This is a genomic window from Nostoc sp. CHAB 5715, from assembly GCF_020829685.1.
GTDB lineage: Bacteria > Cyanobacteriota > Cyanobacteriia > Cyanobacteriales > Nostocaceae > Nostoc.
The window spans coordinates 1-4,734 of sequence record NZ_JAIVFR010000607.1 but is presented as its reverse complement, the minus strand read 5'-3'; the positions used below and the strand labels follow the sequence as shown (position 1 = coordinate 4,734).

Annotated in this window: 5 protein-coding genes; 2 read left to right on the top strand and 3 right to left on the bottom strand. The window is 41.7% G+C overall.

What is annotated here, in order from left to right; translation table 11 throughout:
- Positions 1-168 precede the first annotated feature (168 nt).
- The 3 genes from LC574_RS27200 to LC574_RS27190 all read right to left on the bottom strand — a co-directional run bounded on the left by LC574_RS27200 (position 169) and on the right by LC574_RS27190 (position 2,606).
- Complete coding sequence (locus tag LC574_RS27200; RefSeq protein WP_229456779.1) at positions 169-639, bottom strand: hypothetical protein; 471 nt, start codon at positions 637-639, stop codon at positions 169-171.
- Positions 632-997: a hypothetical protein gene (locus tag LC574_RS27195; protein WP_229456778.1), complete on the bottom strand. Its 366-nt coding sequence runs from the start codon at positions 995-997 to the stop codon at positions 632-634. The genes LC574_RS27200 and LC574_RS27195 overlap by 8 nt, the downstream gene beginning before the upstream one ends.
- A gap of 256 nt (positions 998-1,253) precedes the next feature.
- Positions 1,254-2,606 carry an N-acetylmuramoyl-L-alanine amidase gene (locus LC574_RS27190; protein WP_229456777.1) on the bottom strand — a complete coding sequence of 451 codons (1,353 nt, stop codon included), beginning with the start codon at positions 2,604-2,606 and terminating at the stop codon, positions 1,254-1,256.
- A gap of 137 nt (positions 2,607-2,743) precedes the next feature.
- Here LC574_RS27190 and LC574_RS27185 point away from each other — a divergent pair, with 137 nt between their 5' ends.
- Both LC574_RS27185 and dnaG read left to right on the top strand, forming a co-directional pair.
- Positions 2,744-2,920 carry a hypothetical protein gene (locus LC574_RS27185; RefSeq protein ID WP_229456776.1) on the top strand — a complete coding sequence of 59 codons (177 nt, stop codon included), beginning with the start codon at positions 2,744-2,746 and terminating at the stop codon, positions 2,918-2,920.
- 8 nt (positions 2,921-2,928) lie between these two features.
- Positions 2,929-4,734, top strand: a 1,806-nt coding sequence (gene dnaG / locus LC574_RS27180) for a DNA primase (protein ID WP_229456780.1), incomplete at its 3' end; no start/stop codon positions are given.

Below are 4,734 nucleotides of genomic sequence, written 5' to 3'. Positions count from 1 at the left end.
TAGGAGATACTCGTTCAGTAGTCTTTTGCCTGGTTCGCCCATTTTCTTCACCTGTCAACCTTGTGCAGCCCTCAAGTTTTTTCTTAACAATCTCTATTAACATTTTTGTGACTAAATCTAAAAATCGAGAAAAAACTTAGATGGTATTTCATTCTGCTTTGACCAACCTCAAATTTGTTGAGTAAAGTTTTTCCATTCGTCATAAACGTACTTAAAATCTTCTTCATCTTCTATAGCATACTGATCTAGCAACTTTATTGTTTCTTCCCTGGCTGCTTTCAAAATCTCCTCATTAAACTGCATTAATTGAATTCCTGTTTCGGGAATCTTTTCTTTCATGAAAGTTGGTGCTTCGGGATTTGGATCTTTCTTGTAATAGAGCCAAGCATTCTGTTCTTGAGGGTTGAGTCCAAAAGGAATTGCACAACCAAAATAAAGAATCTTAAGCTTCTGTGTACCATAATAGATTCCATTGTATCCGCACTGTACTACTCCCTTATCCACATCGTTTAAAAGTTGTTCTGTTTTTCCCGATCTCTTTAGAGTTATAATAAATCGCTGGCCTGACATTTCCCTAACGCGATCGCAGACTGCTTGTAGAGCATTATAGAGAATAGTGTTTTTGGCACTTTCACTCAAGAAGGTGTCCATCGTCCACGTTATTATAGATGGCTGTTGTCCAGATATTTTCTGTTGACTCAGATGCTTGTTTTTGTCCAATCAACCAACCAGCAGTTAGCCCTACTGATGTACCAATAACGGTAGGTATAAAACTTCGACGAGTTGTCGAATTTCCTGAACCACCTGGAGAACTACTCTGTCCTGCTGAGTTATTTGGTAGTTTACCGATGCTTGGGGGCCAGAACGAAACATCTCGCCCCTGAAAAAATGCAACAACATATATCAGCGTTATTGAAATAACAATAACAAAGAAAGCAATTGTAACAACATTATTAGCAATTTGATTTTTCAACAGATAATCAAATAGTTCTTTCATTATTTTCTATCTTCTACATTTTTCTAGATAATATTATACATAAATTTTCCACCTAACATTTTTGCTCGGAGTATTCAACAGAAATTTTCTGAATATTATTCTAAGTAACAACGCCCTAAAAAAAATGCTAAGTAGGTTGGCATAATAAAACCAAACTATGTAAACAAAGATAAACTAGGCTAAAGCCTTCTTGCTTCTTACTTTATTCCAACTACAAATTTTGACGTAGACCTACTTAGAACAAGTTACTCAATACTCAAATAAGTCCTGCTGATTCATATAATCGTTTGAGCATTGCTGAAATCTTCGTGCCATAATCTAAATCTGCTGACCACCGCCCTGATAGCTGATCAATTAATGGCGCAATTCCCCGCGTCACAAAGCGAAACCTTGGATCTACTACTTCTTGTACCAAAGGTTCTAAACTAGCGTAAGCTTTCAAATGTTGGATGTGTGCCCTCACTCCAATTCTGGCACTTGGAAAAGATGCAGCCTCCGAACCACCACCGATCGCACCTAAGCCTGCAAAGTTATTTTGCTCAGGTCTAATATCACCACCAAACCGTAAAAATCCAGTTTCTACACACATTTGGCAAAAGGCAATATCATAGTTTACTCCTTCTATCCCTGCTTCTTCTCGATAAAGTTTTGGGATGTCAGGAAAGCTTACCAAAGCATTTTCATTATTGTTTCTCAGAAATAATTGTAACTGTACTTCAGAAGTATTACCGTTCGACATCACCCGCTCAAATTGACCAGGGCAAACCACCAAATTTGATCGCAAGCTAACAGTACGCGTTGCAGCATCCCAACTGACTGCAACATTAAAATCTCGCAGTTCGATCGCTTTAACATAAACTACTTTGCGATAGGTAATCCGATTGACATTAGCCGTTTTTGAAAGATCAATCCGCAAACGGTCTACTAAATCAATGGGGATGTAAGCATTACCATTAACTAAAACTCCTTGCTCTGAGTAATTTTGTCCATTAATATTAATATTAATTGGCGGATAATTTGCTTCGGTCGGAGTTCCAGGAGTGGGGTCAATCACACGACTCCAAGTTACTAGTCCATCGACAATTCCCAAAGCAAAATCGCGGCGACGACTTTGCAGCAAAGCCCGATCCTCTGGATTGCTAAGAAACCCCACTTGCATCACCAAAGCTGGAAGCGTTGTCTGGCGACAGAATGCTAAACTACCCAATCCACTATTTGTATCTGGCTTGACTCCGCGATTCGGTAATTGGGGTACGCGGCGCAATAACGCCACTAGCAATTGTTCAGCATTGCTTCTGCGATCGCTATTATTAGCAATATAGAAAACGCTAGCCCCACGCACAGAAGGGCTATTAGCCGCGTCAGATTCAATTTCTAGGGCGACATCACCCCGACGGCCACGGAAATTGATCCAGGTAATAGTTTGGGCGGCGCTTAAGTCATCAGGAACCGCTAAAATTTCCAAATTCCGCGCCCTCAGTTCCGTGACAATCAAATCCCGCAGCAAAATCATTTCTTTAGCTTCAGTTGTACCACCTGCGATCGCACCTGGATCTATCCCTCTAGCTTCTTTACCTCCGTGAGCCGCCGAAATAAAAATACGCCCCATTTTAAGTATTTCCTCTGATAAAATTAAGTGTAAGCAATTGTATACATCATTCTTGGCCTAGCAACAAGAATATAATAGCTATCAGAAGCCCTTTGTCATTTGTCCTTTGGTATTTCTCCAAAGTTAATGTCCGGGGAGTGGGGAGTGGGGAGTGGGGAGATGAGGGAGATGAGGGAGATGAGGGAGATGAGGGAGCAGGGGGAGAAGAACTAATTATTGTCCAATGCCCAATACTTCGACTTCGCTCAGTACAAGTACCCAATGCTCAATGCCCCATGCCCAATGCCCAATGCCTAATGACTAATAACCAATGACTAAGTATATGCAAATCCCCCGCTTGCACCCAGACACAATTGAGGAAGTTAAACTACGGGCTGATATTGTAGATGTCGTCTCCGAATACGTAGTTTTACGCAAACGTGGAAAAGATTTCGTCGGTTTGTGTCCCTTTCACGATGAAAAATCTCCCAGTTTCACCGTCAGCCAGACTAAACAAATGTACTATTGCTTCGGCTGTCAAGCCGGAGGAAATGCCATTAAGTTTGTCATGGAATTGGGGAAGCGTTCTTTTGCTGATGTGGTGTTGGATTTAGCACGGCGTTACCAAGTACCTGTGCAAACACTCTTACCCGAACAACGCCAAGAATTACAGCGTCAGCTATCTTTGCGTGAGCAGTTATATGAAGTTCTGGCATCTTCAGCACAGTTTTATCAACACGCCCTGAGACAATCCCAAGGGCAAAAGGCACTTCAATATTTGCAATCTAACCGCCAACTCAAAGAAGAAACTATACAGCAATTTGGTTTAGGTTATGCCCCCGCAGGTTGGGAAACTCTCTATCGTTATTTAGTAGAAGATAAACATTATCCAACCCAAATACTAGAAAAAGCGGGATTGATTAAGCCACGCAAGGAAGGAGGCGGTTATTATGATGTATTCCGCGATCGCTTGATGATTCCCATCCGTGATGTCCAAGGGCGCATCATTGCCTTTGGTGGTAGAACCCTAACTGATGTAGACGCCCAGAGGGCAGCTTCCCCGGAAGGGGTACAACCTAAATATCTAAATTCACCAGAAACCGAACTTTTTAGTAAAGGTAAAACCTTATTTGCCCTCGATCAAGCCAAAGGTGGGATTTCTCAACTCGATCAAGCCGTGGTGGTAGAAGGATATTTTGATGCGATCGCTCTCCACGCTGCTGGTATTAATAACGCCGTCGCCTCACTCGGTACAGCTTTAAGCTTAGAACAAGTCCGGTTAATATTACGCTACACCGAATCGAAACAATTAGTACTCAACTTTGATGCTGATAAAGCCGGAACCAATGCAGCCGTTCGGGCGATCGGTGAAATTGCCGAACTAGCATACAAAGGCGAAGTTCAGCTAAAGGTTCTCAATTTACCCGATGGTAAAGATGCTGATGAATATTTGCACCAGCGAACTTCAGAAGATTATGGAGAACTGGTAAAAAATGCGCCACTTTGGCTAGACTGGCAGATTCAGCAAATTATTCAAGATCGTGATTTGAGACAGGCTACTGATTTTCAGCAAGTAACTCAGCAATTAGTCAAATTACTTAAAAATATAGTTAACAGCGATACACGCAACTATTACGTTTCCTACTGTGCAGAAATACTTAGCTTAGGAGATACCAGACTTATACCCCTACGAGTCGAAAATTTGCTAACTCAAATTGCTCCCCCTCCGGCTACATACTCTAAACCTGTGTCAGCCAGAAAAGCATGGGGAGGTAGCAAATCCCCACTTCCTAGTACAGAGGCGATTAATCGCGTTTCTCCCAACTCCGTACAGAGGCCATTAATCGCGTCTCTCCCCACAGAACGCAGCCTTTTAGAACATGCAGAGGCTTTATTACTGCGAATTTACTTACATTGTCCCGAACAGCGTCAAGCGATTATTGACGAACTAGAGGAGAGAGATTTGCAATTTAGTCTTTCCCACCACCGATTTTTATGGCAACAGATTTTAGAAATTTCATCCGTTAATGGAGAAACAAAAAATTTTGCGTTTCAACCAGATTTAATTTCCCGTCTGCAAGACCAGTTCTTAGAATTTGGTAGCGAGATGGGGTTAATTTCCCATTTGTTTCATGTCGATGAAAAAAGC

Coding starts and splice junctions, on each gene's coding strand:
- LC574_RS27195 (WP_229456778.1), bottom strand. CDS start 997: ATGAAAGAACTATTTGATTATCTGTTGAAAAATCAAATTGCTAATAAT.
- LC574_RS27190 (WP_229456777.1), bottom strand. CDS start 2,606: ATGGGGCGTATTTTTATTTCGGCGGCTCACGGAGGTAAAGAAGCTAGA.